The following is a 26,716-nucleotide window of genomic DNA, read 5'->3' as shown; positions in this document are numbered from 1 at the left end:
ATGGTTTTGAAGCGCAAAGCGGTATATGCGGCTCTGTTCGCCGTGCTGCTTCTGACGGTATCGGCTTGGACGGGGCTGCGATTGTTCCGGGCCGAGGCTGTCTCGGGAACGTGGCTGGAGCATGCGGATACGGACTGGTATATTTCGACATACGCATCGTTTGTTATCGATACGCCGGAGAAGCTGGCCGGCATCGCCAAGCTGGTCAACGAAGGGAAACGGGCGGATGGCACGCCCGTTCAGGTCAACGGCTTCAGCGGCAAATTGCTGCAGGTTGACCGCAATCTGGACTTGTCCGCCTATGCCTGGGTGCCGATCGGTACGGCATCCAGCCCGTTCAGGGGCAGCTTGATCGCCCAAGGCGGGCAAGTGTTTACGGTGTCCGGCATGAGCATCACCGGAGGCGCTATTTACGCCGGGCTCGTCGGTTTCATGGACAACGGAACGGTCGGCGGCTTCGTATTCGCCGGCAATGGCACGATTTCGGTAACCGAGAACGTCTACGGAGGAAGCGTGAGCAACGACGTGTACGGCGGGTTGTATGCCGGCGCAGCCGTCGGAAGGATGATCAACAACAGCGCGGTGTACAATGTGACGAATCAGATCGCGTTGAACGTCAATGCACTGTCGACGAGCGTCTACGCAGGCGGCATCGTCGGTTCGGGCGAAGGAAGCGTCTCGAATTCGTTCAATCAGGCACCAGTCACCGTAAGCGGAGCGAACGCCCATGCGGGCGGTATCGTCGGCCGTGCGGATAACGGCGGATTGAAAGTCAAGAAAGCGACCAATAACGGGGCGGTGGGCGTGAGCGGCAGCGGGGCGCTGCATGCCGGCGGTATCGCCGGGTCCGCGCTCGGGTCGATAGTTATGGCTGAGGACAATACGCCGCTCGTTAATACGGCAGCCGTCAAGATTGCCGGCGGGCAGACCGGTTATGCTGGCGGTATCGTCGGCAAAGCGGGCGGGGAGGCTTCGTTCTCGAACAATACGACGAACAGCGGAGCGGTCGAGATCGAAGCGGCGTCGGCGAGCGGCACGTATGCGGGCGGTCTCGCAGGCGCCATAACGGCCCAGCAAATCGATCCCGTGTTTTCTCTGGCTTTCGCCAATACGGCGCCCGTCGTCAACCACGGCGGCGCCAACGTTCATACCGGCGGGCTTGCCGGTCTGATCGCCAGCTCCTTTACCTGGGAACAAAGCTATGTGAATACCGTCGGCATTACGGCAACGGGCAGCGGCCCGATGTATACCGGCGGTCTGATCGGACACATTACCGGCGATTTGCGGTTCGGCGGCTTTGCCAAAAACACGGCGCCGATTGCCGTATCGGGCGGAGCTCTGGCGGCGAAGCCGGACGAAGCTTACACGGCCGGTCTGGTGGGCTATGCGGGCGGCCGCGTGCTGTTCGACCATCCGGCGGCTCAAGCTTACGGTAACAGCGGGGCCATAACGGTACATGGCGGAACCGGGTTGTATACGGGGGGCGTTGTCGGCAACCGGGCTTATGCCAGAACGTCGGGCGAGCCGAGCAGCAACGTATACAGTACCGCCAAAATAACGGTAATCGGGCAAACGAAGCTGTATACCGGCGGCTTTATCGGGCTCGTGCCGAATGAAGGCGCCGATAAGGCGATATCCGGCGCTTCCTTCACTAACGAAATCGAGGTAACGGGCGCCGCATCGGATGCGAGCCACACGATCAGCACCGGCGGCATTGTCGGCTATTACGTCAACGGCAGCGGCAGCGGAACGGTCAATCAGTCGTCGTTCCAGGGCAAGCTGACCTCTACCGGCGGCTCCTACGCGTACACGGGGGGCATCGCCGGCTATATGGACGGAGGCAAGATAACCGGCGTTCAGGTCGGCAATACGGCGGCCGACTACGCGGCCATTCGGGCCGACGGCGTAATCGGAGGCGTGGCCGGCTATTCGAAAGGAACGATCGATACGGCTGCCGTCGTCTTCACGAAGCTGACCGTCCGGACGAAGGACGGCTCGGCAGGCGGCATAGCCGGTAAGGCGCAAGGCGTCATCCAAGCGGCAACGGTCGGAGACGCGGCTTATGCAGACGGCTACAGCGTGCGTGTGGAAGCGGACGTGCGCAACGCTCCGGACGGCATCGACCGGCTGACGGCCGGGGGGATCGTCGGGCAGAACGAAGCTGCCCTGACGATTGCCGCAAGCGCCGTCGAGAACGTCGGCTTGCTGAACGAAAGCGGCCGGAGCCAATATACGCTTGGCGGCGTAGCCGGCTCGTTGACGGGCGAGGCGTCGGTAGGCGCTGCCGGTACGCCTGTGCGGGTCAAGCAGCTGAAATTCGAGATCAAGTCCGACGATAGCCGCATAGGCGGAGCGTTCGGCGCGAGCCGCGCTCCTATCGCATATGTGAAAACCGAGCAGCTGGATTTCCGCATTACGGCGGCAAATGCCAGGGCGGGGGGCATTGCCGGCGTTTACGATGTCGCCCCGGGAACCATTCCGGCGGAAGCTGTGCACGGAACGGGCGAGCATCCGCTTGTCGCGTCGGGAATCGCATTTGATTCGCAAGGAACGGCTGCCCGGGTCGGCGGTCTGTTCGGGGAAAATAGCGGCTTCACGCAGAGAGGGCTGGCCGAGCGGATCGCGATCGGTTCTAGCGGCGCTTCCAACCGGGTCGGCGGCATAGCCGGAAGCAATTCCGGCACGCTGGAAAACAGCGAAAGTCGTCATGCGGTCATTTCCGTGCAAGGCATGGCGGCCGAGGCAGGCGGGGTGGCCGGACATTCGGAAGCGCCCGCAGGCGGCGCTGCCGCGGCTGTCGTGAGCGGAGCGCTGGTGACGGCGGGCGAGGAGCCGCTTGTGACGACGACGGTTCCGAACTCGTTCGTAGGCGGCATCGTGGGATGGGCCAAAACGACGGACATTACGAACCCGCGGGTAACGGCGGTCGCGCCGGACTATGCGATATTGTCCGTACAGGCCGCACAGGTGGCGGTTGGCGGCATCGCCGGTCGGATCGAGCAGGGTAAAATCGCCGGCGACGCAACCTTGACGAATGCGGAAAATGTGCTGATTTCCACCTCCGCGGCAAGCGTGTCCAGTTCAGTCGGCGGCATCGCCGGGTATAGCGAGAAAACCAAAATCGAACGGTTGTCGACCCAGAAGGTGAATCTGGTCGTAAACGGCGGCGAAACCGTCGTCGGCGGCATCGCCGGTTACAACCGAGGCTCCAATACGGGCATTATTGCCAACAATTACATGGCGGACCTGAGCATCAAAGTTAATGCGGGCGCCGTATCGCCTACGGTCGGCGGCTTTGTCGGCCTTAACGATGCGCGCGAGGGCGATGCCGGCCTGAATCCGGCGACGGCGGTGAGCACGATTCAGAACAGCCGCATCGTCGGCAGTGTGCAGGTAGCCGCGCCTTCCTCCGTCACGGGCGGCATGGTCGGCGAAAACCGTACGCTTGTGGCGAACAACAGCATCGCCGATAAAATTCCCGTAGCCGTCAAAGGCGACGGCAGCACGATCGGCGGTTTGGTCGGCTTGAACACGGAAGCCGGAACGCTTTATTACACGTACTCCAATGCGAACTTGACGATCGAAGGCCGCGATACGTTGGGCGGTGGCTTGGTTGGTCACAATAAAGGCCGCGTGCTGTCCTCCTACGTGGACATCGACATCGTCGGTCGCGCGACCGGCACGGACAGCCAATCCGTCTTTCTCGGCGGGCTCGTCGGGCGCAATAGCGGCGGCGGTACGATCGACAAATCGTATAACGGCTCCAAGGTAACGGCGGAAGGCATCTATTCGGTCGTGGGCGGCCTCGTCGGCGAGCATGCCGGCGGAGCGATTACGAATTCGTATGCCGCCAGGGAAGTCACGGCTAGCGCCGACTATTCGTACGCCGGCGGCTTTATCGGCAGAATCGTCAACGGGACGGTGACGACCAGCTATTCGGCGGGTCAAGTATATGCAGCTGGCGGAGCTTATGCCGGCGGCTTTGCCGGACGATACGACAACCCGAGCAAGGAGCTGCTCTACAAAAACTATTACGTCAAAGACGAAGACGAGAAAATCAACCACGATTTGCCGGACTTTGCGGAAGGCAATCATCGTTGGCTGCAGGTGCATGTGCGGCTGAGCACGATATTGGCCTCGACGCTCAAGGAACGGGATATTTTCCCGGCCTTGTCCACCTGGGATTTCAGCGATACGTGGAAGTACGGCTCGCTGAAATCCGACTATAAATATCCGGAGCTGTACCGCAGCGCCAACACGGGCGGAGACGGGGGCAGCGGCAGCGACGTCAACGCGAACATCAATTGGTATATGCGGGATAAGGACGCCATTTATTACGATATCCGGACGGAGGCCGAGCTGGCCGGTCTGGCGGCCGTCGTGAACGGCTCGTTCCCCGGCGTCGAGCGGTTTTCCTTCGAAGACCGGATCGTGCGGATCGCCAACCCGATTCATATTCAATCGAAGCAGTGGGTGCCGATCGGCAGCAGCGAGGCGAATCCGTTCCAAGGGAAGCTGGAAGGCAACGCGCATCTGATCGACGGGTTAAGCCTGATTCCCGATCAGACGTACTCCGGGCTGTTCGGGGTGATCGGCCCGAAGGGACAAGTCGATAACGTCGTGATGGAGCCGTTGTCCGTAGCCGGGCAGCAGTTTACCGGCGTACTGGCCGGGGTGAATCAAGGGAAAGTATCGCGTATCTCGATCAAGCTGCTGAACGGCTCGACCGTTAGCGGCGGCACCGTCGGCGGCGTGCTGGGCCGGAATACGGGAACGTTCGAGGCGATTTCGCTGTCGCTGGAAGGCGGCAGCCGCATTGAGGCGACAGGTACCGGTTCGATTGCCGGCGGGCTTGTCGGCGATAATGTCATGGCGCTTCATCCGGGCTTGTACCAATTCACCATAACCGAAGGAAGCATCGGCAGCCTGGCGGGCAACGCGACCGTAGGCGGCCTGATCGGGCAGCAGTCCGGGGACGTATCGGGCATCAGCCGTCCGATCAATGCGGCTTATCGGATCTATGCCGCGGGAGCGGGCAATACGCTCGGCGGTCTGATCGGCCGTCAAATATCCGGCACGGCGGATGGGCTGGCCGTCACGTTTACCGACGGCGTGCTGGAAGCGAAGGGCGCCGGCTCGGTTGCGGGCGGCCTGATCGGCCGGTCGGAGGCAGGAGGCCTGATCCGCAATGCGACGGTTACCGCTACCGGCGAAGGCCGGACGATATCGGCAAACGGTACGGTCGGGGGGATTGTCGGCAGCAAGGAAGGAAGCGGCACTAACAAGTTCGATATGGAAAACGTAAAGGTCGACAAAATCGTTCTCGTCACGCTCGAGCCAAGCGCCGAAGCGCTGGCCGGCGGCATCGCCGGGGAACTGACGAACGCAGCCGTGCATCAGGCCGTATTCGACGCGACGCTGCGGGCGTCCGGCGTGAACGTGACGGCGGGAGGGATCGTCGGCAAGGCGGTTCACTCTATTTTGTACAAGTCCGATGTCGTATCCGACATCGCCGTCATCGGATCGGGGACGAGCGCCGTCGGCGGCATTGCAGGGGTTATCGCTTCGCACGATGTCCATGCGTCTCTGGACTTCGGCGGCATGATTCCGTTATACCGGGGCATTTATGAAGCAAACGTTCATTCCAAGACGATCGAGGCGAAAGGATCGGGCAGCAGCGCGGACTTGTTCGTCGGAGGCATCGTCGGCCAGAACCGGACAGCTTCCATTTACAGCGCCAAATCGACCTCCGACCTGTTGGCGGATGGGGCCAGAACGATTGCGGCAGGCGGCATCGCGGGTGCAAGCGACGGCGTGATCGTCGGCTCGTGGGCGCAGAACGGCATCACGGCCGGCGCAGGAACTGTCTACGAAGTCGGCGGAATCGTAGGGCGGGCAACGGGGGGAGCGATCCATTATACCCGCATAACCGCTCCGAACGGGCAAAAAATTGCGATCGGCGCCGCGGTGCGCAATCCGGGCGCGGTTCCGGCTACAAGAGTGGGCGGCTTTGTCGGTAGAGGCGATGCGGTCGCGGTAACGGACTCCTTTGCGGACATTCCGGTCGAGGTTTTATGCGACAATCCGGACAACACGATCCATGCGGGCGGGTTTGCCGGTTTGCTCGGCGATGCGGGCATCGGCGACGCGCGGATGGAAAGGGTGTACGCTACAGGAGCGGTCGCCGTCAAAGGCATTACCGGCTCGTACGTCGGCGGCTTTGCCGGCTCGGTGGACCGTTACGTCATTGTCGACGCCTATGCGACCGGCAATGCGGCGAATACGGGCTTCGATACGGCCAGCGGCGGGTTTGCCGGAGTCGTGGAGCGGCGGGCCGTCATCCGACACGCCTATTCCTCGCAGCGCAGCATCGCGACGACCGGGATCAATCATGCGACCCGCTCGTATACCGGCGGCTTCGTCGGCTATAACGACGGTACGCTGGAGGACGTATTCGCACGCGAACCGGATATAGCCGTAAACGTTAGCGGAGCCAACGTGTATAAAGGCTCGCTGGTCGGCTACCAGTTCCGGGACGGTAAAGTGATTCGCTCCGCCTATCTGGGCGGTATGAACCCGATCGGCTACAATCAGGGCGGCTCGGCGGACGTAAGCCGACAAGATGTTTTCGGCAATTATGCGTTCGGCGATTGGAGCTTCGATCTCGACGCCGCCTTCCTGATCGATGCCAAGGGGGCGGAGCTGACGCTTTATAACGCGCAGCAGCTCGGCGGGGCGGTCGCCTTGTATAACGACCCTACGGCCCTCGGCTTATACCGGCTGTTCAAGCGGGACGCGACGGAGAAGCCGGAGATCGCCCGGATCGTTCTTGCGGCGGATATCGATCTGAGCGGCCGCTTATGGAAGCCGTTCGCCGACTTCCGCGGATTTTTGGACGGGAAGGGCCATACGATCACGGGATTCCGTTTGACGAAACCGGCCGCCGACCTGCAGGGCTTTATAGCCGAAAACCGCGGACGCGTCGCCAACATCCGCTTTATGCAGGCGGAAGTGCAGGCGGGGTCCAAAGCGGGGATCGTTGCCGGAATCAACCATCCGGGCGCTTCCATCGACGACGTGTCGGTGATCGCCGGTACCGTGAATGGCACCGATTTTATAGGCGGTCTGATCGGTTTTAATGGAGGAGCCATAACCGGATCGTCCTTCCTGGGTATTGTAACGGCGACAGGCGGTCCGTCCGGCGGAATCGCCGGCTACAACGAAGGGCGCTTGGAGCGGGTCTACACGGGCGGCGCGGCGATCGATAATGCGGTCGGACCGGCGTTGTCGGCGGTAACCGTCTCTGTTGGCGGCCTCGTGGGAGAGAACGCGCCCGTCGGCTATATTGGCAACGGCTTCTCCTATATGGACGTGAGCGCCGGCGGGGATCATGCGATTGCCGGCGGGATCGTGGGTACGAACCGCGGCGAAGTCGTTCAGGTTTACGCTTCCGGGAAAGTCGGAGCAAACGGCTTGGCAGAAGCGAAGGCCGGCGGCATCGCCGGTTATGCGGAGCGGGGCTCCATCGCCGGAGCGGTCTATGTTGGCGAAGCGACCGCATCCGTAGAGGGCAAAATCAAGCGCGGCAAAGCGCAGTTCGGCGGCATCGCCGGCCGCAAAGACGCGGCGGCGACAATCTCGAACGCTTATTTCAACAAACAGATGCTCAAGGACGCAACGGCTTATTACGACCAATCCGGGGCGCGCGCGGACGGAGCGGTCGGGGAAGCGATCGGGTTGTCCGCCCGCCAGCTGACGGGAAGCAGCTTGCCCGCCGGCCTCGATGCGGCGGCCTGGAGGTCTGCGCAGGGCTTCTATCCGCAGCTGGCGTCGTTTGCCGGACAAGACGTATCGAAGCTCGCGGCAGCCGCCGTCGTGCTGAACGACTCCGATCTTGTGCACCGGATCGGCTCTCCTTTCGAGCTGACCCGCGATAACAAGGTCGTCTGGTCGGCCGAAGATGCGGCAGCTCTATCCATCGTCGACGCGGCGGGAACGATCAAAGGGACGCTGAAGACCAAAGATGCGGCCAAGCTGCGCGTAACGGTTCAAGACTACAGCCGTCCGATTGTGCTGAACGCCCCGGCGCCGTTATACGAAGAGACGGCCAAGGCTCCGGTATTCGGCACCTCGAGCCGGACGTTCACCGGATCGTTGTCGGTGACGCTGTCCGCCGACGAGCCGTCGGCCCGCATTTACTATACCTTGAACGGCGGTCAGCCCGGAACTAACTCTACGTTGTATAACGGGCCGATCCAGCTATCGGATTCGGGAACGATCCGGGCGGTCACGATGGTCGCGGGCAAAGAGCCGAGCGAGGTGCTGACCGGCACATTCTCGCGGCAAGCTGTCGGAGGAGGCGGAGGCTTCTACGTTCCGCCGGCACCGGACATTACGATGCAGATCGGCTCCAATACCGTAAAATCGGACGGGAAAACGCCGGTGACCATAGCCCTGAACAGCAAGCTGACGCTGACCGCTCCAAAGGGCAGCATCATTTACTATACGACGGACGGCAGCGTGCCGACCAAGAAGAGCGCGGTTTACAAGGACGGGATTATCATTACCGGCAACACCGTAATCAAGGCGATTACCGATAAGGACGATCGGGTGATGACGTTCTCCTATGAGGTCGAGAAAGCGAAATTCGACATGAAGGGCGAGGCCGGCCGCATTCCATATATGACCGGCTACGAGAACGGGCTCTTCAAGCCCGATGCGGCTCTTACGAGGTACGAGCTGGTAGAGGCGTTGGAGCCCCTGCTGGACAGAGAGGACGTAACGGTGGCCGGCCTACTGGAGGACGTTAAGGAAAGCGCCGAGCCGCTGGTCGCATTTTTCGCTTCCGCCGGCCTGATCGAAGGATATCCGGACGGTACGTTCCGCGGCAACAACGGGCTGACGCGCGCCGAATTCGTGGCGATGATGTCCAGAGTGTTGAAGCTGGATATCGCCGATGCGGGGGAGACACTGCTGGCTGACGTTTCCGGCCACTGGGCGGAAAAATACGTCAATGCATTCACCAAGGCCGGTTATGTGGACGGCTTCCCGGACGGCACGTTCATGCCGGACGGAGAAATTACGCGGGCGCAGGCTGTCGTCGTCATCAACCGGATCATCGGGATGAAAAACGAGCGCCTGCCGGCACGGTTCAGCGATCTGACCGCAGACCATTGGGCTTACGATTACATTATGCCTGCATTGAAATAAGCGGGAAGCTTGGAGGAAGGCGGCTGATCGATGAAACGAACGATAGTAATCTGGTGTTTGCTTCTTCCTTTGCTGTCGGGCCTGCTTCTGTTCGCCAATGTCCAGGCGAACGAGCCTGCCGTCTTCGACGCGGAAGCCGTCTTCGAACGGAGCGGGGACGCCGTCTTCTACTTGCGGATTTTGCGCGACGACGATTCCGTGAAGGCGACGGGGACGGGGGTCGTTCTGACCCCCGGCGGTCTCGCGGCGACGGCGTATCATGTCGTTAAGGACGGCGAACGGCTGGAAGGCGTTTTTCCCGACGGGCGCACGGTAAGCCCGATCAAGGTCGTCGGGTACGACGAAGCGACCGACGCCGCTCTCATCGAGCTGCCGGAGCCTGCTGCGGCTCAGAAGGAGCAGGGCGGCTACGCTGCCGTTCCGCAGCGCGGATCGGCGCTCAAATACGGCGAGAAAGTGTTTGCGATCGGCTATCCGATGGCCAACACTCCGATTATTACGGAGGGAATCGTCAGCTCGCCCAAGGCGGAGATCAACGGCCGGGATCGCGTTCTGATTTCGGCCCAGGTGGCGAGCGGCATGTCCGGCGGCCCTGTGCTCGACCGGTACGGCAATTTGGCGGGGATCGTCTCCGGCTCGTTGCGGACGATAAATAATATTCATCTGGTCATCCCCATGGAAGACATGCGGAGTTTGCTGCCGAACTAGAACGGCAACGGCTTCCGCTTTGGGCGAAAAGACACCCTTACCATGGCCGATGACGGCTTTAAGCCCCGGTACCGCCGATGAAGCGGCGCCGGGGCTTTGTTCACGTCAAGAGGGACAAATGATTAATGATCGGTTCCGAAAGAAGACGATGCAGCTTCGGCGACCGGCAACGATACGCCCGTTTGGGACGCCTCATTACGGCTGAGCACCAGCCTCAAGAAATTGCCGGCTCTCAACCGGTCCGGATGCGTGACGGAGCTTCCGCGCCCGCTCCTCCTCTTCCTTATGGAGCAAAAATTGCTTGCCGTATTCCCCATGCGGATGAATCGTCGCATGCTCGATCTGGATCGTCGAGTGTGCGATGCCGTATTGGCGCTGCAGCGTCTCGTTGATCGCCAGAATGACGCAGAACGGCTGTACCCGCTCGTCGATAAACACATGGGCCGACAACGAGTAATGATCGGAAGAAATGGCCCACAGATGCATCTCATGCACATCCTCGACGCCTTCCACATCGCCTATCGAGGCGCGGATTTGATCAAGGTCGTATTTGTCCGGAACGGATTCCATCAGAATCAGATACGATTCCTTGACGATTTTGGCCCCGCCGATAAAAATGATGCCGCCGATCACGACGCTAATGAGCGGATCGAACCACCCCCAGCCGGTGAACGATATGAGGATAGCCGAGGCGATGACGCCGATCGAGCTGAGCAGGTCGCCGATAAAATGCCACAGCGCGCTTTTGACGTTCAGGTTGTCTTCTTCCTTCATACTGCGGCTCAACACCATCGTCAGCACCAGATTGACGACGAAGCCGATCGAGGCGATGGTCAGCATCAGCGACAGGTTGATCTCCTGCGGATGAAGCGCCCGGCGCACGCCTTCGTAGAAAATTCCGGCGGCGATGAGACAGAGAGCGAAGCCATTCAGGAACGAGGCGATGATCTCGAACCGCAAAAATCCGAATGTGAAACGGGCGTTCGGCTGACGGGAAGCCAAGTAGATGGCGGTCATGCTCAGCCCGAGAGCGATCACGTCGGACACCATATGGGCCGAATCCGACAATAAGGCGAGCGAATGGGAGGCGAGCCCCCCGACAATTTCCACGACCGTAAAAAAGGCGGTCAGTATTAGCGTAATCCAGAGCGCGCGCTTGGAAGCGACCTGTTCCTTGACATGACGCAAATGATGATAATCGTACATCGGAAGTCACCTGCTTTCCAGAGGGGAGAAGATTCGGAATTGTTCGTGTTTTTCATTATACTCCTTGAGTTTTTAAAATCAATACTTATTTATAATAATTATAAATAAGGAAGAATGGTTATCGTTATCAGTTCCTCTGCCGTATCGGTTGAACGAAATAACTTCAAGAATTATAGAAGAAAAAATAACGTTTTCAAGCGATAAAGGGAGAGAATAAGAGTAAATTGGATATAAGAATCGATAACCCTGATAATAACTTGGAATTTGGCCGAATTTATGTTAAAATGAACCTAACAATAAACGGAAAGGAGGGAAAACCCTTTGATGCATACAAAGTCTGTCCGCAAAGCCGGATTGCTGATTATTGCGTTCGCTCTTCTCTGGTCGTTTCTGATGCCGACCGCTGAACGGGTCGTCACGCCTATCTCCAAGTCGATTCCGGCCGTGTCCGCACCGGCTTCCATCCATTCTCCGCTCGGTGCGCCCGTTCATTTTGCGCAGAAGCTCCGGCTCTTGCTGCCGCTTATCATATTGTTCGTGTTCGTTTGCTCCATTCTTTGCGATATTCGCGTGCGTACGCGCGTCGAACGCTTTGCCCCCCCAGTACCGCTGCTTCGCAAGCAGTTGTTTTTGCGTCCCCTTAAATTCACTTCCATGTATGTTCCCGCGTATTTCGCGTAATCCTGACTTTTTAACGGAATGAACCAGCCATTGTCGGAAAAGAATAACAGCGAGTGTCGCATGCAGTTGCCGTACTCGGGTATTGTTAGGCATGCCCGCAATAGCTTTCCCATTCAAGAACGGGCATTGCCCTTATCCGATTGTGCCGCTGCATCTGGACGGTTGCACACCATACCACAATCGGAGGATAACGGATGAAACCAATAAGGGAGTCAGATTTGCCGGGAATCGGCCGCAAATACGAAATCGAGACGTATTCCCGGGAGAAGTTCGTCATTGTCATACACGATGACGGCCGCAGAGAAATTTATACGCCGGACCGCGAAGATCCGGATGAGAGCGTATCGATCGCCACGCTGGAGGACGACGAGGCGCGGGCGATTGCCGCCATTTTGGGAGGAATGAATTACAAGCCGAAAGCGATGGAAACGATCGAGGTCGCGCTGAACGATCTGATTATCGAATGGTACCGCATCGATACGGATTATCCTTGCGTGGGCGTATCGATCGGCGAACTCGGCGTACGTCAAAAAACCGGAGCAAGCATCATTGCCGCCGTATATCCGGACCATACGCATCACATCAATCCGGGGGCGGAATATAAGCTGAAGGGCGGCAGCACGCTCATCGTCGCCGGTGAAAGGAATCAGCTCAAGGTGCTCAAGCAACTGCTCCAGCATGGGGGGCGTTAATATGGATCACCTCGTGCTGGAGATCGGCCTTGCCGTCGTCCTGATCGCTGTAGCCGGTCTGCTGTCGACGAAACTGAAGTTTTCGGTCATTCCGTTTTATATTTTGATCGGCATGGCGGTCGGACCGCATGCTCCAAAGTGGGGCGTGTTCGACTTCCGCTTCATCGAAAGCGCGCCTTTGATCGAATTTATGGGCCGTTTGGGCGTGCTGTTTCTGCTCTTCTACCTTGGTCTGGAATTTTCAGTCGGACGACTGATCAAATCGGGCAAATCCATCGTCGTGGGCGGTACGATCTATATTGCCATCAACTTTACGCTCGGCTTGCTGTTCGGCTTGGCGTCCGGGCTGCCCTTTAAGGAAATGCTCGTCGTCGCCGGCATCACCACGATATCGTCGAGCGCGATCGTTGCCAAAGTGCTCGTCGATCTAAAGCGAACGGCCAATCCGGAAACGGAAATGATTCTCGGCATCATTATGTTCGAGGACGTGTTCCTCGCGGTCTATATTTCCATCTTGTCCGGTCTCGTGCTAAGCGGCTCCTCGTCCTTCGTGGGGGTTGCCATATCCGCTCTGGTAGCGCTTGTGTTTATGCTGGGCGTGCTCATCATCGGGCGCAAAGCCGTACCTTTGCTGAACAAGGCGCTTAATATCCGCTCGAACGAGCTGTTCCTGCTTGTCGTCTTCGGGGCTCTGATGGTCGTTGCCGGCTTCTCCGAGACGATTCACGTCGCAGAGGCGATCGGCGCGCTGCTTGTCGGACTCGTACTGGCGGAAACCGAGCATATGAAGCGCATCGAGCACATGATCTTGCCGTTCCGCGATTTCTTCGGGGCGATGTTCTTCTTCAGCTTCGGCTTGACGATCGACCCGACTACGCTCGGAGGGGCGGTGTGGCTGTCGCTGGGAGCCGTTGTGCTGACGCTGATCGGCAATTTCGTCGCCGGCATGCTGGCCGGACGTAGCGCAGGCTTGTCGCCGAAGGCGTCGGTCAATATCGGGCTGACGATCGTGTCCCGCGGTGAATTCTCAATCGTCATGGCCAATCTCGGCAAAGCCGGTGGGCTGCTTGCGATCCTGCAGCCGTTCGCCGCCCTGTACGTCCTTATTCTGGCCATACTTGGGCCGCTTCTGACAAAAGAATCGAAACACATCTATAATTTGCTGTACCGGCGGAAAGGAAAGAAGGCCGCCCAAGAGCAGACGCAGTCCCCGGAACCGGTTGCGGCCGAGCAAAGGGAGGGCTGAGGCGTATGCGTGGCGCCATGAAAATCGGTTATCGTCCGAAACGGTTCAAGGGCCCGTCCCGAATCGGTTGGCCCGCCGTCTTCTCCTTCCTGGCCGGAGCCGTGCTGATCGCTGTTGGTCTCGAACTGTTCCTGAAGCCGAACCGGCTCGTAGCCGGAGGGGCTCAGGGCATCTCGATCATGCTTTCCCATATAACGGAAATGCGAATGGGCTTGTTCCTGTTTCTCATTAATGTCCCGTTCCTGTTCGTAGCCGATCCCCGCTTTGGCAAAAAAACAGCGCTCATCCGACTCGCCGCGCTTCTGGCGACGGCGGCCGTCACCGTGCTGCTCGATCCGATTCCGCCGCTTACGGAGCACTCGCTGGCCGCTTCCATGCTCGGAGGACTCGCTCTCGGCTGCGGCGCGGGGCTCGTGCTCCGGGTCGGCGGCTATACAGACGGGGTCAATGAAGCGGCGTATTGGGTCAAGCGGAAAGTGTCGTTGTCCATCGCTGAGCTGGTCATGCTCGTCAATCTGTCGATTTTGGCGGTTGCCGGCTTCTTGTTCGGCTGGGAGCAGGCGATATATTCCGTCATCGCCTATTTTATCGCTTACCAGTCGCTGCGTTTTACGATGAGGGGCCACCACCGCTACACGATGGTGCATATTTGCGGAGGCAGTCTCGATGCGGTCCGTCTGGAAATGCAGCGCGTGCTCGGCTCCGGGTTTCCCGTCGTGACCGAGAAGCCGGGGGAGGACCTGACGGTCATTATTACCCGCGAGCAGGAGCAGCCGCTGCGCGAGCTGCTGCACGAGGCGGCGCCGGCTGCGACGGTCAGCATGGTTCCGCTGCAAAGCGCGAAGCATCATGAATACAAATATTTGCAATGAGCGCCAGAGGAGGAGCTTCTTCCGCTGTTGCGGGCTTCAGATCGGGGAATTCGGCTCCGGGACGTCCGCAAACGGAATGAGGCTTCTTTTGTATGCCAGGCGTTAAAAAGTGCAAAACATCGGACCGGGATGATAAAGATTGTACGCGCCGGACCGTTTATGATGGACTTGTGAAGGAAACGCCGTCAATACCGGCAACTACGAACCTACAACGGGAAAAGGGAAAGGATGCGGGAATATGAGTAAAATTCGTCTTGGCATTATCGGTTGCGGAGGCATGGCCGGAACGCACTCGGGAGGATTTCATTATTTGTTGGACCGGCTGGAAATTACCGCCACATGCGATATCGAGCTGGAACGCGCGCAGAAGGCGGCCGAGCTGACCGGCGCCAAGCTGGCGGTTGCGGATTATCACGATCTGCTGGACCATGTCGACGCCGTGCTGGTCGTTTTGCCCCATGACTTGCATTTTGAAGTGGGCATGGCTTGTCTGGAAGCCGGCAAGCATGTGCTGATGGAGAAGCCGATGTGCAATACTGAAGAGGAATGCCTAAAGCTGATCGGCAAGGCGGAGGAAGTCGGCAAGGTGCTAATGACCGCATATCCGGTGCGGTTCTGGCCGATCGTGTTGAAGTTGAAGGAATTGATCGATTCGAAGGCGTACGGGGAATGCTTCCAGCTATCGGTCTGGACGGAGCAGTACACGCGCTACTATGACGGGCATTGGGCGCTTTCGGCGGATCGGCTAGGCGGGGGGCAGTTTTTCAGCCACGGCTGCCATTACGTCGACCTGCTGCTTTGGTTCCTTGGCCGTCCGGTGCGCGGCACGCACATGGGCACCAACTTCGGCACGCCCTGGATGGAGAAGGAAGGCACCAGCAACGTAACCCTCGAGTTCGAGAACGGGGCATTGGGCTACCACTTCGGTACATGGGGCGCCCGCGGAACGCGTCTTGGCTGGAGTGTTCACGCACACTGCACGGAAGGCATGCTGGAAATCAACCGCGGCGACAATAAGCTGTACGCGCATACGCATATCAAGGAAGAGAAGGCCAATCTCGATTCCGGGTCGCGGACCCAGGTTCTGTACGAGGCCGACGAATCGGGCAAATTCACTCACCATGAGCTGGAGCACTTCATCGACTGTATCCATAGCGGCGCGACTCCGATTACCGACGGACCGACCAGCCTGCAAGGGCTGCGCGTCATCTGGAAGCTGTACGAAGCGGAGCGCAACAACACCGTAGCCGATCTGCGCGGACTCGGTTTGGATCAGCCTTGGGAGACAGTCAGCCGCACGTAAAGCGTATATTTTCTCAAAACAAAACCCGGATTTTCACACGGAAGCGCAAGCTGCCGTCGCGGAGGTCCGGGTTTTGGCGTCGTTCGCCCCGACTATTGTCCGGGAAATATACTGATCCCCGGTCCGTTCATGCGTCCCGCTCCCTCCGGTATACTGAGCATAACAAGAATGCCGCAACGATCTCAAGGAGCTGTCGACCATGGAATGGATGAACGTTTTATTTGAGCAATACGGCTATGTGCTGCTGTTTTTCGGCTTGTTTGCCGAATCGCTGGCGCTGCCGTTTCCCGGCGAGCTGGCTATGGCGATATCCGGAAATATGGCTTATTTAGGGAATTCTAACATTTGGCTCGATATGTTGTTTTCGTTTTCGGGCGCCGTGATCGGCACGATGCTTACGTACTGGCTGGGTCGCCGGCTCGGTGCGCCGTTTTTCGCCAAGTACGGGAAGTACATCTTCCTGAAGCGGGAACGGCTCGACAAGCTTTCTTCCTGGTTCGGCAAATACGGCACGAAAATTATACTCGTCAGTTATTTCGTTCCCGGCCTGCGCCACTTTACCGGCTATGTGTCCGGCATTATGAACATTCGCCTCGGCACGTTTATGCTGTACAATACGGCCAGCGCGGTAATATGGGTCGCGTTCTACGTGTCCGTCGGCCGGCTGTTCGGCCCGCAGCTGGAGCAATTGCTTCATCTGGCGTCTGCCTACTCGTGGCGGGCGGCGGCCTTGCTAATCGCGGGATTTGCTCTGATGCTCTATATCAAGAAGCTCAGGGTCAAGCTGCAGAGGAAAAGAGTCGACGAGAGAGGCTTCTCCGAATCGTGAAGCCTATACGTCTAGCTTCGAATACTGAAATGCCGATTAGAGCCTCCCTGTGGACGAGGCTCTTTTTGCCGCTTTCATAACGGGGGCACGATCCGGGCGTATACTATCGAAACTGGGGAGCGTGCGTCGCATTCGAGCACGAAGCACGAAAAAAGACGATTCATTTCTGACACAATACGTGATATTCGGAGAAAATCGGAGGGAATAGCATCAAAAAAGCCAGGATGAGGCGTTTCGCTTTGAATTTTGCACGAATTTGTGATATTCTGGCTTTAGAGACATAACGGGGGAGGGGGCAGACTATGATTGCATCCAGAGCGTTGCACATTCATCTGAAGCTGATCGTCACCTTTGCCTTGCTCTGGTCGTTCCTCATGCCCACGATTGAAACGGTGGTCACTCCTGTCTCCAGTTCCATCCCCGCGGTTTCATCCGCAGCCGCCGGATGCTGCATCGCCAGTACCGTCGGCCAAAGCATTGAGAAGCCGGAAGAAGCGGTCGCTTTTACCGTATTCGCGCTTTTGCTGTTTCCGCTGAGACGGATCGTAACCGCTCTGCGGCTGCGAACCACCCGCGCCATCCCTCTCCTGATGAAGAGCTTGCTGCTTCGTCCGATCAAATTCACTTCGAATTATGTTTCCGTCTAGTCGCGTTTCGTCAAGCTGCATCATTGCGCATGCCTTGCCGTATCGGAAGGAGCTTATTTGTCGTGCTGTTTGATCCACATGCGCCAAGGCATGCGTACCCGCGAAGTCAGCCGTTTCCGCGAAAAAGCTCTTGGGAGGTTTCCGATGAAAACAGACACTGTACAGCTGCAACAAGCGCAGCCCCAAACCCAGCATACCCATATGACGCGATCGAAGTTCATTCAACGGGTGCTGTTCATTACATTCGGCTCGGCCCTGTTTTCCGTCGGGCTGGAAATTTTTCTCGTACCGAACAATATTATTGACGGCGGCATCGTCGGCATTTCCATTATCGCCTCGGCTCTGTCGGGGCTTCCGCTCGGCATTTTCCTGCTCGTTCTGAACATTCCGTTCTTTTATCTAGGGTATAAGCAGATAGGCAAAACGTTCGCTTTATCCACCTTGTTCGCGGTCATCGTCATGTCCGCCGGCACGTGGCTGCTTCATTCCGTCAAGCCGCTTACCGACGATCCGCTGCTCGCGGCCGTATTCGGGGGCATCATTCTCGGCGTCGGGGTCGGCATGGTCATCCGGTTCGGGGGCTCGCTCGACGGTACGGAGATCGTCGCCATTCTCGTTACCAAAAAATCGCCGTTTTCAGTCGGCGAGATCGTCATGTTTTTCAACGTGTTCATTCTGGCCAGCGCCGGGTTCGTGTTCGGCTGGGACCGCGCGATGTATTCGCTGATTGCTTACTTCATCGCTTACAAGATGATCGATGTCATTATCGAAGGCTTCGACGAATCGAAGTCGGTATGGATCATCAGCGAGCGGCATGAGGTGATCGGTCAGGCGATCATTCAGCGGCTGGGCCGCGGCGTGACGTATTTGCATGGGGAAGGGGCTTACACAGGCGGTGAGAAACGCGTCATTTTTTGCGTCATCACCCGTCTGGAGGAAGCGAAGATGAAGACGATCGTCGAAGAAGTCGATCCGTCGGCGTTCTTGGCAGTCGGCAACATCCACGACGTCAAGGGCGGCCGTTTCAAGAAAAAAGATATTCATTGATGCGAGTAGGGGATATCCCCCAAAAAAAAGAAGCCTCGACGCGGGTCGTCAAGCCCCGCGCGGGGCTTCCTGCATTTTTCTGTATTACGTACGGGTCACGGAAGGCATTTGGCCGGTCCGTGCGGCGACGCTTCACTTCTGAGGGTTCAATATACGGTCACGGCGGTATTCCCCGGGTGTGAAGCCGGTCAGGCGTCGGAACATGCGGGTGAACGAGTTGGCGTTCTGGTAGCCGACCCTGGCGGCGATATCCTGAATTTTTTCCTCGGTGGCGGTCAGCATTTCCTTGGCCTTGCCGATTCGGAATTCGTTCAGGTAGTCGCTCAGGTTTTGTCCCGTCTTTTCCTTAAAATAGTTGCGCAGGTAACCGGTCGAGATATTCAGCCGATCGGCGATCAAGTCCTGGTAAATGTCATCCCCGTAATGCTCCTCAATGAACCGGACGACAAAGTCGACGATCGGGTCGCGCGCCTCGCGCTTCTCGCGGATCAAGGCTGACGCCTGTGCAAGCAGCCGCTCGAAAAACTGCCCGTACTGCTCGGCGGATACGAAGCGTTCGATTTCGTCAAAAGGCGAGCCTTGCGAATCCAGCGCATGCGTATCGATTTTGTGGGCCATCAGCGTCATCAGCACCTTGGATACGAGATCGCTCGCAAACTGCCGGTAATGCCAGGCGGAGGCAGCGGATTTATCCAGCCGGTTCAGGGCGCCGCGCGCCAATGCCGTCAGCGAAGCCTCGTTGCCGGATTCCAGCATAGCCGCGAAGTTGCGGTCCTCCTCGTTCGTCCAAAGCAGGAGCGGATTCGTTGCGCCGACGGCGTCGACGATTTGCGTCTCGTCGTTCAGCTTGCGGCTGCGAACCATTTCGCCGGCGGCCTCGTAAGCGGCCGTGAACTCCGTGGGCGCCCATAGACGGGGTTGACAGGCGATCGTCAGCTGGTAGTACGTCTTATCCCTATCGAATATGGACTTCAAATAAAGCAGCTTCTCGGCGATTGCGGCAGAGACGTCCTCGTCCGTAAAGACGATGGACAGGATGCGGTCCTTCTCGATCTGCATCGTCAACGAGTCGGCGAACGAGCCGGTTATGTTTAAATTGATAAATTCCAGAAAATACGTCGCCTTGAGCGGATGTTCGTTGCCAAGCTGCCCGTATTCATGCGTATAATGAATATGGAACATAATAAAGTGAAACGGTCTGTCGGTCTCCACCAACGACTGCATATCGGTGTCCAGCGCCTGGATGCTTTTGATTTTGTCCAGGTAGCCATACTTTTGCAGCAGCGTGTTTTTGCGGTGAACCGATTCGATCATATGCTCGAGCCCTTCGCTGATTACGTTGAACTCGTGAATCGTGCTGCCGTGCCGGATGGCGGGATTCATTTGCCGCAACGATTCGACAATGCGCTGCACGGGGCTCTTGAAGCGGAAGCTGAGCAGCACCGACAAGGCGAGGCTGATCAAGATCGATAGCGCGAACAAGGACAGCAGCAGCACGTTCATTTTCGTCAACTGGGACGCGACGCTTTGATACGGCACTACGCTGACATAGGTAAGGCCGGACAAGCGCCCCTGCTGATAAAAGAAATAATTGTTCGCATGCGACACGTATGACAGACCCGTCGACAGCTCCGGCAAAGCGGCGGGGCGCAACCCGGCGCTGAAAAACAGCTGCCCGTCTTTGTCGGTCATATAAAAAGGGTTGTCGGACGTCCCCTTCAAGGCGGCGAACATGCGGTCCGGGTCGACGAGGGCGCCGACGTAGAACTGGCTGCCGATCTGGCTCTTGACGATAATCGGGAAGTAGCGGCCTTTGTCGAACGTTACGAGATCCATACCGCGCTTCTGGAAATCGGCCGACGGAAAGGCGCGGAAATGAAAGTCTTCCGAAAACTGACGGGCCCAGAAGTCGGAGCCGTATTCGCGGCTGACGTAATATTTGCCGAACATGTCCTCGGCGCGCGTATAGCCGTTCTTGTCGATGACGAAGCTTTGGTCTTTGAAGTAAACGAAAACGTTTTCCAGATCGAGATTGTAATTGCCTACAATCGTCTTAAACTCGTCGGCCAGCTCGTTGACGATCGGGAAATCGGAATCGATATTGCCTTTCTTCAAGGCAACGACCGAATTGTTGAAAAAGTAGCGGGTGAGCAGGTCGTCCAGCTGGCTTAGCTGCTTTTCATAGCCGTCTACCGTTTTGGATACGCTTATCGAATTGGAACGGATCAGTTGATCGCGCATTTGACCGTAGAAGAAATGATAGGCGAATACGTTGAAAGCGAAGGAAATGAAAATGACAATCATGAAGCCGAGCAGCAGTTTGGCGAACAACGATTTGCCGTTAAACCGGATACGGCGTTGCAAAGGTGATTCCTCCGTTCTGAAGGCGTTTACGTATATTCAGTATACTAGATGAAACCGATTTCAACTACCGTTTTGACTATTCCGATTCGTATCTCCTATTCCGAATGGCAGAAAGATGGCCGTAGGATCAAGAAGTGCCGGTTCGGAATAAATGCGGCGAAACGGATTGTTGTGGCGGCAGCCGGCAGCGCTTACGATGGGCAGCAAGGATACCTGAAATTGGGGAGCGGTGTCCATCATAACGCGATCGCGACAGAAAGGGGTTAGAAAGCAAGATGAAACAAGCGCTCAAGATGTTGGTCGGCTTAAGTTTGATAGCGGTTCCAATGCTCGCCGCATGCGGTAAGACCGAAGAAGCGGCCAAAACGCCTGCGAATGCGGGCAAGCCAAATACGGAGGCCGGGGCGAAGGTGCCGGAGAAGTACGATCCGCCGATCGAGCTGACGACGGTCAACTTCAGCTATGCGACGACGAAATTTTTCAACGGGGAGGATATCAACAACAATATTTGGACCCGCACGCTTCAAGAAAAATACGGCATCAAGGTGAAAACCCAATGGTACGTGCCGAACACGGAATACGATAAGAAGACAAATCTGATGATCGCTTCCGGCGATATCCCCGATTTCTTTGCGGCCACGCCACAGCAGTTCCGGCAGTTGGCCGAAGCTGGCCAACTGGAGGACATGACCAAGCTTTATAACGATTATGCGCCGGAGTCGATCAAGAAGGTGATGAAGGAAGCCGGGGATACGGTGCTGAAGTCGGCGATGCTGGACGGCAAGCTGCTGGCGATTCCGTGGTCCGGCGTGGCGAAGGAAGGGCCGGCGGTGCTATGGATCCGCAAGGACTGGAAGGACAAGCTGAACCTGCCCGATCCGAAGACGATCGACGATATGGTGGCGATCGCGGACGCCTTCACGAAGAAGGACCCGGACGGCAACGGCAAGGACGACACGTTCGGCCTGGCAATGGACAAGGAGCTCAGCATGGCGGTCGGGTGGCTGAACGCTTTCGGCGCCTCCAACGATTTCTGGATCAAGGACGCCTCCGGCAGTCTCGCGTACAGCGAAATCCAGCCGCAGACGAAGCAGGCGCTCGCCAAGCTTAGCGAGATGTACAAGGCAGGCCACTTCGATCCGGAATTTATCGTCAAGGATACGAACAAGGTGAACGAGAGCATCGGCGGCAATAAGATCGGCATGATGATCGGCAGCCGGGGCTCGGCGAACTTCCCGCTTGTCGCGCTGACGCCGAATCAGGAATGGCAGGCGTATCCGATGCCGACGATCGACGGCAAGCCGTTCCAGGCGCAGCTGCCTTTAAATATTTTCAGCTACTATTGGGTTGTGAAGAAAGGAACGAAGCATCCGGAAGCGATCTTCAAAATGATGGACTTCTGGCTGGAAACGTATTATTACAACAAGTCCGAAGAGGTGTACTACAAATATATCGTGCCGAGCAAGGAAGACCAGTCCGGGCTGTGGACGTATTCGCCGGTCAAAATTTATTTGCCGGACAACAATATCGAGAACTTCCGGCAGGCGACCGCCGTGCTGGATGGCAAAATCAAGCCGGAGGATCTGTCTCCCGAGCGGCGCAAAGTGTACGACCGGATTATGCTCTACAAGGGCGGCCAGAAAAACCTGTGGGGCGAGTTTGCCCAGAACGGCCCCGGCGGCTCCGCGAGCATCATTGATCAGGTTATTAAGGAGAACCGGTTTGTCAGCAATGAGTTCTACACGACGCCGACGGCGACGATGGCGGAACGCAACGAGCAATTGAAGAAGCTGCGGACGGAAACGTTCATCAAGATCGTGACCGGCAATCTGGGCATCGACGCGTTCGACAAGTACGTGGCGGACTGGAAAAAGCAGGGCGGCGACATCATTACGAAGGAAGTGAACGACTGGTACGCCGCCCAGAAAAAATAAAGCGTTGGCGACGATCGGAAAGACGCGGATGAATGCGTCTTTCTTTTTTTTACCCGCTGCGGAGGCTGCCTTGAGGACCAAGCGCCGTATTCCGGTGCGCAGCAACTATGCCGAAACGGCGGAGCGGGGACATTTTGTGCGCAGCGGAATAGAAGTGACGAAACGGATCGTTGTAGCGGCCGCGCCGGACGGGCTAAGATTGGATTGCGGGGAGCCGTTTCGGTCGAGGCGCAAGCCGGCTGGATGATGCTGGCTGGCGGATACTGGCGAGGACGAGCGGACCCTGGGCACGACATTGCGGAAAGGGGCATATAGGCATGCAGACATGGCCGCTTGAAAGTGGCAGCGGTTTCACCGATTGCGTCTTGCCGCACCATCGGGGCGGAAGCGGAATCGGCGAAGCCGGGAACGAAGGAAAGGGGGCGCGTCGGCGATGAGAACGATACGGACCGCGAAACGGTTAAGGGAGCTGCCGCTCCATTTGATGATACTGCCGGGGGCCATTCTCGTGTTCATCTATCATTATGTTCCGATGGGCGGACTCGTCATGGCGTTCCAAAAATATATTCCGACCCGGGGCATTCTTGGCTCGGAATGGGTGGGCTTGCGCAATTTCACCTACGTATTCAGCTTGCCGAGCACGCTGGAGGTGTTCCGAAATACGCTGTTCATTGCCGTGCTGAAAATTATCGCCGGACTGATCGCTCCGATCGGCACCGCGCTGCTGCTCAATGAAATCGGCAAAGCCGCGTTCAAGCGGACGGTCCAGACGCTCGTCTATTTGCCGCACTTTTTGTCATGGACGATTCTCGCGGGCATCCTGATCGATATTTTGTCTCCTGGCCAAGGGATCGTCAACAAGGTGCTTGGCGTGGTCGGCATCGACCCGATCTTTTTCCTTGGGGACAACAAATGGTTTCCTTACACTATCGTCGTCTCCAACGAATGGAAGGAGTTCGGCTTCAGCACGATCGTGTATTTGGCCGCCTTGTCGGGCGTCGACCCGTCCTTGTACGAATCGGCGGTCATCGACGGCGCGGGTCGGTGGAAGCAGACGTGGCACATTACACTGCCCGGCATCCGTCCGGTCATCGTCCTGCTGACGACGCTAAGTCTGGGACAAATTCTGAACGCGGGCTTCGAGCAGGTGTTTAATCTATACAGTCCTTACGTTTACGAAAGCGGGGACATCATTGATACGATGGTGTACCGGATGGGGCTCGAGAACGCCCAGTACAGCTTAGCGACGGCCGTCGGCCTACTGAAATCGGTCGTGTCGCTGGTGATGATCTCGATCTCGTACTTGCTCGCTTACCGATTGGCCAATTATCGCATCTTCTAGAGAGGGAGGGAACCGGAGGTGGTCGAAAGTCCGTCATGGGGCCGCAAGCTGTTTATCGCAGGAAATTATACATTTATGGCGTTTCTCGCCTTTCTATGCCTGTTTCCCATCGTCCACGTGCTGGCGGTGTCGTTCAGCTCCAGCTCGGCCGCGGCGGCGGGGAGCGTGGGACTGTGGCCGGTGGAATTTACGACTAAGGCTTATGAATTCGTCATCCGCAAAGTCGAGTTCACCCGCTCATTCGGCGTATCGCTGGAGCGGCTTGTGCTCGGGACCGTCTTGAACATGACGATGTGCGTGCTGATCGCCTATCCGCTGTCCAAGGAAACGCGCGATTTTAAGATGCGCACGGTGTACGTCTGGTATTTCTTCCTGACCGCTTTGTTCGGCGGGGGGCTGATCCCGACGTACATGACAGTCAAGAATACCGGACTCATGGACACAATCTGGGCGCTGGTGCTGCCCGGAGCTGTCCCGGTGTTCAATGTCATCCTGCTGCTCAACTTTTTCCGGGCGCTGCCCAAGGAGCTGGAGGAGGCCGCCTTTATCGACGGCGCAGGCCATATACGCACGCTGTGGAGCTTGTTCATCCCGCTGTCCAAGCCGGTGCTGGCGACCGTGCTGCTGTTCACGATGGTCGGCCATTGGAACGCCTGGTTCGACGGGCTCATCTATATGAACGATCCGACTAACTATCCGCTGCAAAGCTATCTGCAAACCGTTATTATCCAGCAGGACATGAGCGCGATGTCGGACAGCGACGTGGAACTGATGCAGGAGCTGTCCAACCAGACGGTCAAGTCGGCGCAAATTTTCCTCGGTGCCCTGCCGATTATCGCGGTCTATCCGTTCCTGCAAAAGTTTTTCGTCAAAGGGATTGTGCTCGGCAGCGTCAAGGGCTGAGCGTTGCGGATGCTGGGACCGTAGTCGCACTAGCAAAAAGCGGCAAATCGGGGGCTGCGGCGGAACGGGCGTCGCTGAAGCAGCAGCACGTTAGCCGTGCTGCTGTTCGGCGCGATCCGCGCCCAAAGGGAAGGAAAGCCGGCTTAGCTCCGCAAGCAGCGTATCGTCGTCGATCATGCTTGACCAGTACAGCTTGAGCAGCCGGTGCAGCGGTTTGAGCAGCGGAATCGGCAAGCCGAGATCGGCATGCCAGCGGAATGAAGGGATAATATCGCGAAACAGCTGGAAATGCTCGGGCCGGTTCAAGCCGGCCTGCTGTCCGTTCGGCTGGGCGGACTCGGCACGCTCGGCCGCTTCGGCGGCCGGTTTGCAGGCGGGGATGCTCAGCGTGCGGGAGCGGATGGCCCGCTGGGCCTCATGGGAAGCGGCATAGCTGATAAACAGCTTGACCGCTTCTTTGTGCTGCGACGCTTTGCCGGCCATAAGCCCGATGGCGATGGCCAGCGTCGCCGGGGAACCCGAGGTCGGCAGAGGGACGGGAGCGATATCGTACCGCAATGCTTCGCGCTTCAGGTCGTTCAGGCTGTTGTAGGTGGCCAGCTGCATCGATATTTTGCCTTCGGCGAACAGACGGGTCGCTTCCGGCTGGTTTTCCGACAAATAGGGCGGGAATACGTCGCGGTTGCCGATAATGTCCCCGCAGAGGCGAATGCCCCCCAGCAGCTGCGCGCTGTCGGTCGGCGCATAATAACCGCAGTCGTCGCGCGCGAAGCCAGCTCCGGTCTGCAGAAGGAAAAACGGCCAGCGATTGTCGGACAGCGCGAAGAAATGGAACCCGTGCCGCTTGCCGGGCACCGTCAGCCTTGCCGCGCTGTCCAGCAAGTGCTGCCACGTCCAGCTGGAATCGGGCTCGAGCAGACCGGCTTCGGCAAAATGGTCCTTGTTGTAGCAAAGCACGAGCGGCGTAAACATCAGCGGCTGAACGAACGACTCCCCGGTCCCGTCCACGGCAAACCGTTCGTTCAAAAACGGGTATGTGCCGGGCGCGGGAACGAGTGGTTCGAAGCGCTCGGCCGCGCCTTCGGCAATCAGCTCGGTGAAGTCCATATGATGAACGGTATATAGATCGGCCGTTCCGTTCGCGACGCTTTCGCGAATCGTACCGGCGTAGGAGCCGGAATCGGTGAGCGGGCTTGCCGTGATCGGCTTTACTCGGATCGCCGGATAAAGCCGATGGAAATCCTCCAGCAGCTCGGTAAAGGCGACATCCCTTTCGATGGACGGGTAGCAGGCGATCGTAATCGTTGTCCGCTGATGGCTGCTATTCGCGGCGACACGGCTGCCGACCTTGTCGATTTTGACGATCAGTCCTTCGGCGACGAGCTGCTCCAGCCCTTTGCGCACCGAATTGTTGCTCAGGTCGAATTGTTTGGCTAGCGCGCTCTCGGCGGGCAAAAAGTCGTCCTCCGCATAAGTCCCGTCCAAAATCCGGCTGCGCAGCTGCCCGACCAGATGGTCCAGCCGATCGGCGAACGTTTTGCGGCTTTGTCGTTGCGGCATGTCGTCGCCCCCTTGTCATGACTCCATGGTTTTCCTTCAATCAGTATATCCTAATTGATATCTTTTTTGAAATATAAATTACTGTTAGCCGGAGTAAATGAATAATAAATTACAATATGAATTAATATCATCTTTTTTCTATTGACCGCACTGAATATCAATTATAAAATGA

The 26,716-nt window shown here is 57.8% G+C and carries 17 protein-coding genes; 14 read left to right on the top strand and 3 right to left on the bottom strand.

What is annotated here, in order from left to right; all coding sequences use genetic code 11:
- Both ABD796_RS22590 and ABD796_RS22585 read left to right on the top strand, forming a co-directional pair.
- Entirely contained in the window at positions 1-9,210 is a 9,210-nt protein-coding gene (locus ABD796_RS22590) for an FN3 associated domain-containing protein (RefSeq protein WP_344912108.1), read from the top strand.
- A gap of 30 nt (positions 9,211-9,240) precedes the next feature.
- Positions 9,241-9,918 carry a S1 family peptidase gene (locus tag ABD796_RS22585; protein WP_344912105.1) on the top strand — a complete coding sequence of 226 codons (678 nt, stop codon included), beginning with the start codon at positions 9,241-9,243 and terminating at the stop codon, positions 9,916-9,918.
- A gap of 195 nt (positions 9,919-10,113) precedes the next feature.
- Here ABD796_RS22585 and ABD796_RS22580 read toward each other — a convergent pair whose 3' ends face one another.
- Positions 10,114-11,124 (bottom strand): cation diffusion facilitator family transporter, encoded by a 1,011-nt coding sequence (locus ABD796_RS22580; RefSeq protein ID WP_344912103.1) that lies wholly within the window; start codon positions 11,122-11,124, stop codon positions 10,114-10,116.
- 324 nt (positions 11,125-11,448) lie between these two features.
- Between ABD796_RS22580 and ABD796_RS22575 the strand changes: the two genes are divergently transcribed.
- The 8 genes from ABD796_RS22575 to ABD796_RS22540 all read left to right on the top strand — a co-directional run bounded on the left by ABD796_RS22575 (position 11,449) and on the right by ABD796_RS22540 (position 18,441).
- The gene (locus ABD796_RS22575) at positions 11,449-11,805 is read left to right on the top strand and encodes a hypothetical protein (protein WP_344912101.1); all 357 of its coding nucleotides are present in this window, start codon (positions 11,449-11,451) and stop codon (positions 11,803-11,805) included.
- A 194-nt stretch (positions 11,806-11,999) separates the two neighbouring features.
- On the top strand, positions 12,000-12,497 hold the full coding sequence (locus ABD796_RS22570; protein WP_344912099.1) for a cation:proton antiporter regulatory subunit: 498 nt from the start codon (positions 12,000-12,002) through the stop codon (positions 12,495-12,497).
- 1 nt (position 12,498) lies between these two features.
- The gene (locus ABD796_RS22565; protein WP_344912097.1) at positions 12,499-13,743 is read left to right on the top strand and encodes a cation:proton antiporter; all 1,245 of its coding nucleotides are present in this window, start codon (positions 12,499-12,501) and stop codon (positions 13,741-13,743) included.
- Between the two features lie 5 nt (positions 13,744-13,748).
- Positions 13,749-14,615 carry a YitT family protein gene (locus tag ABD796_RS22560; RefSeq protein WP_344912095.1) on the top strand — a complete coding sequence of 289 codons (867 nt, stop codon included), beginning with the start codon at positions 13,749-13,751 and terminating at the stop codon, positions 14,613-14,615.
- A gap of 238 nt (positions 14,616-14,853) precedes the next feature.
- Positions 14,854-15,918, top strand: coding sequence for a Gfo/Idh/MocA family protein (locus tag ABD796_RS22555; RefSeq protein WP_344912093.1), 1,065 nt, complete (start codon positions 14,854-14,856; stop codon positions 15,916-15,918).
- 199 nt (positions 15,919-16,117) lie between these two features.
- Complete coding sequence (locus tag ABD796_RS22550; protein WP_344912091.1) at positions 16,118-16,747, top strand: DedA family protein; 630 nt, start codon at positions 16,118-16,120, stop codon at positions 16,745-16,747.
- Positions 16,748-17,049: 302 nt separating this feature from the next.
- Positions 17,050-17,394, top strand: a complete 345-nt coding sequence (locus tag ABD796_RS22545; RefSeq protein ID WP_344912089.1) for a hypothetical protein — start codon at positions 17,050-17,052, stop codon at positions 17,392-17,394.
- A gap of 201 nt (positions 17,395-17,595) precedes the next feature.
- On the top strand, positions 17,596-18,441 hold the full coding sequence (locus ABD796_RS22540; RefSeq protein WP_344912926.1) for a YitT family protein: 846 nt from the start codon (positions 17,596-17,598) through the stop codon (positions 18,439-18,441).
- 132 nt (positions 18,442-18,573) lie between these two features.
- Here the strand turns inward: ABD796_RS22540 and ABD796_RS22535 are convergent, their stop codons facing one another.
- Positions 18,574-20,805 carry a helix-turn-helix domain-containing protein gene (locus ABD796_RS22535; RefSeq protein ID WP_344912087.1) on the bottom strand — a complete coding sequence of 744 codons (2,232 nt, stop codon included), beginning with the start codon at positions 20,803-20,805 and terminating at the stop codon, positions 18,574-18,576.
- A gap of 275 nt (positions 20,806-21,080) precedes the next feature.
- Here ABD796_RS22535 and ABD796_RS22530 point away from each other — a divergent pair, with 275 nt between their 5' ends.
- The 4 genes from ABD796_RS22530 to ABD796_RS22515 all read left to right on the top strand — a co-directional run bounded on the left by ABD796_RS22530 (position 21,081) and on the right by ABD796_RS22515 (position 24,984).
- Positions 21,081-22,739: an extracellular solute-binding protein gene (locus ABD796_RS22530; RefSeq protein WP_344912085.1), complete on the top strand. Its 1,659-nt coding sequence runs from the start codon at positions 21,081-21,083 to the stop codon at positions 22,737-22,739.
- A 70-nt stretch (positions 22,740-22,809) separates the two neighbouring features.
- Positions 22,810-22,986: a hypothetical protein gene (locus tag ABD796_RS22525; protein ID WP_344912083.1), complete on the top strand. Its 177-nt coding sequence runs from the start codon at positions 22,810-22,812 to the stop codon at positions 22,984-22,986.
- Positions 22,987-23,172: 186 nt separating this feature from the next.
- Positions 23,173-24,081: an ABC transporter permease gene (locus tag ABD796_RS22520; protein WP_344912081.1), complete on the top strand. Its 909-nt coding sequence runs from the start codon at positions 23,173-23,175 to the stop codon at positions 24,079-24,081.
- An 18-nt stretch (positions 24,082-24,099) separates the two neighbouring features.
- Positions 24,100-24,984: a carbohydrate ABC transporter permease gene (locus tag ABD796_RS22515; RefSeq protein ID WP_344912079.1), complete on the top strand. Its 885-nt coding sequence runs from the start codon at positions 24,100-24,102 to the stop codon at positions 24,982-24,984.
- Between the two features lie 90 nt (positions 24,985-25,074).
- On the opposite strand, the gene ABD796_RS22510 is transcribed toward ABD796_RS22515, so the two are convergent.
- Positions 25,075-26,544, bottom strand: coding sequence for an extracellular solute-binding protein (locus ABD796_RS22510; protein WP_344912077.1), 1,470 nt, complete (start codon positions 26,542-26,544; stop codon positions 25,075-25,077).
- Positions 26,545-26,716 lie beyond the last annotated feature (172 nt).

The organism is Paenibacillus hodogayensis, assembly GCF_039536325.1.
GTDB lineage: Bacteria > Bacillota > Bacilli > Paenibacillales > NBRC-103111 > Paenibacillus_AB > Paenibacillus_AB hodogayensis.
The sequence above is the reverse complement of the archived record's forward strand: the minus strand, read 5'-3'. Positions and strand labels throughout refer to the sequence as shown.

What these genes read in the sequence shown, in the direction of transcription:
- ABD796_RS22570 (WP_344912099.1), top strand. Translation starts at nt 12,000, where the DNA reads ATGAAACCAATAAGGGAGTCAGATTTGCCGGGAATCGGCCGCAAATAC.
- ABD796_RS22540 (WP_344912926.1), top strand. Translation starts at nt 17,596, where the DNA reads ATGACGCGATCGAAGTTCATTCAACGGGTGCTGTTCATTACATTCGGC.
- ABD796_RS22575 (WP_344912101.1), top strand. Translation starts at nt 11,449, where the DNA reads ATGCATACAAAGTCTGTCCGCAAAGCCGGATTGCTGATTATTGCGTTC.
- ABD796_RS22510 (WP_344912077.1), bottom strand. Translation starts at nt 26,544, where the DNA reads ATGCCGCAACGACAAAGCCGCAAAACGTTCGCCGATCGGCTGGACCAT.
- ABD796_RS22565 (WP_344912097.1), top strand. Translation starts at nt 12,499, where the DNA reads ATGGATCACCTCGTGCTGGAGATCGGCCTTGCCGTCGTCCTGATCGCT.
- ABD796_RS22560 (WP_344912095.1), top strand. Translation starts at nt 13,749, where the DNA reads ATGCGTGGCGCCATGAAAATCGGTTATCGTCCGAAACGGTTCAAGGGC.
- ABD796_RS22520 (WP_344912081.1), top strand. Translation starts at nt 23,173, where the DNA reads ATGAGAACGATACGGACCGCGAAACGGTTAAGGGAGCTGCCGCTCCAT.
- ABD796_RS22530 (WP_344912085.1), top strand. Translation starts at nt 21,081, where the DNA reads ATGAAACAAGCGCTCAAGATGTTGGTCGGCTTAAGTTTGATAGCGGTT.
- ABD796_RS22555 (WP_344912093.1), top strand. Translation starts at nt 14,854, where the DNA reads ATGAGTAAAATTCGTCTTGGCATTATCGGTTGCGGAGGCATGGCCGGA.
- ABD796_RS22545 (WP_344912089.1), top strand. Translation starts at nt 17,050, where the DNA reads ATGATTGCATCCAGAGCGTTGCACATTCATCTGAAGCTGATCGTCACC.
- ABD796_RS22585 (WP_344912105.1), top strand. Translation starts at nt 9,241, where the DNA reads ATGAAACGAACGATAGTAATCTGGTGTTTGCTTCTTCCTTTGCTGTCG.
- ABD796_RS22590 (WP_344912108.1), top strand. Translation starts at nt 1, where the DNA reads ATGGTTTTGAAGCGCAAAGCGGTATATGCGGCTCTGTTCGCCGTGCTG.
- ABD796_RS22550 (WP_344912091.1), top strand. Translation starts at nt 16,118, where the DNA reads ATGGAATGGATGAACGTTTTATTTGAGCAATACGGCTATGTGCTGCTG.
- ABD796_RS22580 (WP_344912103.1), bottom strand. Translation starts at nt 11,124, where the DNA reads ATGTACGATTATCATCATTTGCGTCATGTCAAGGAACAGGTCGCTTCC.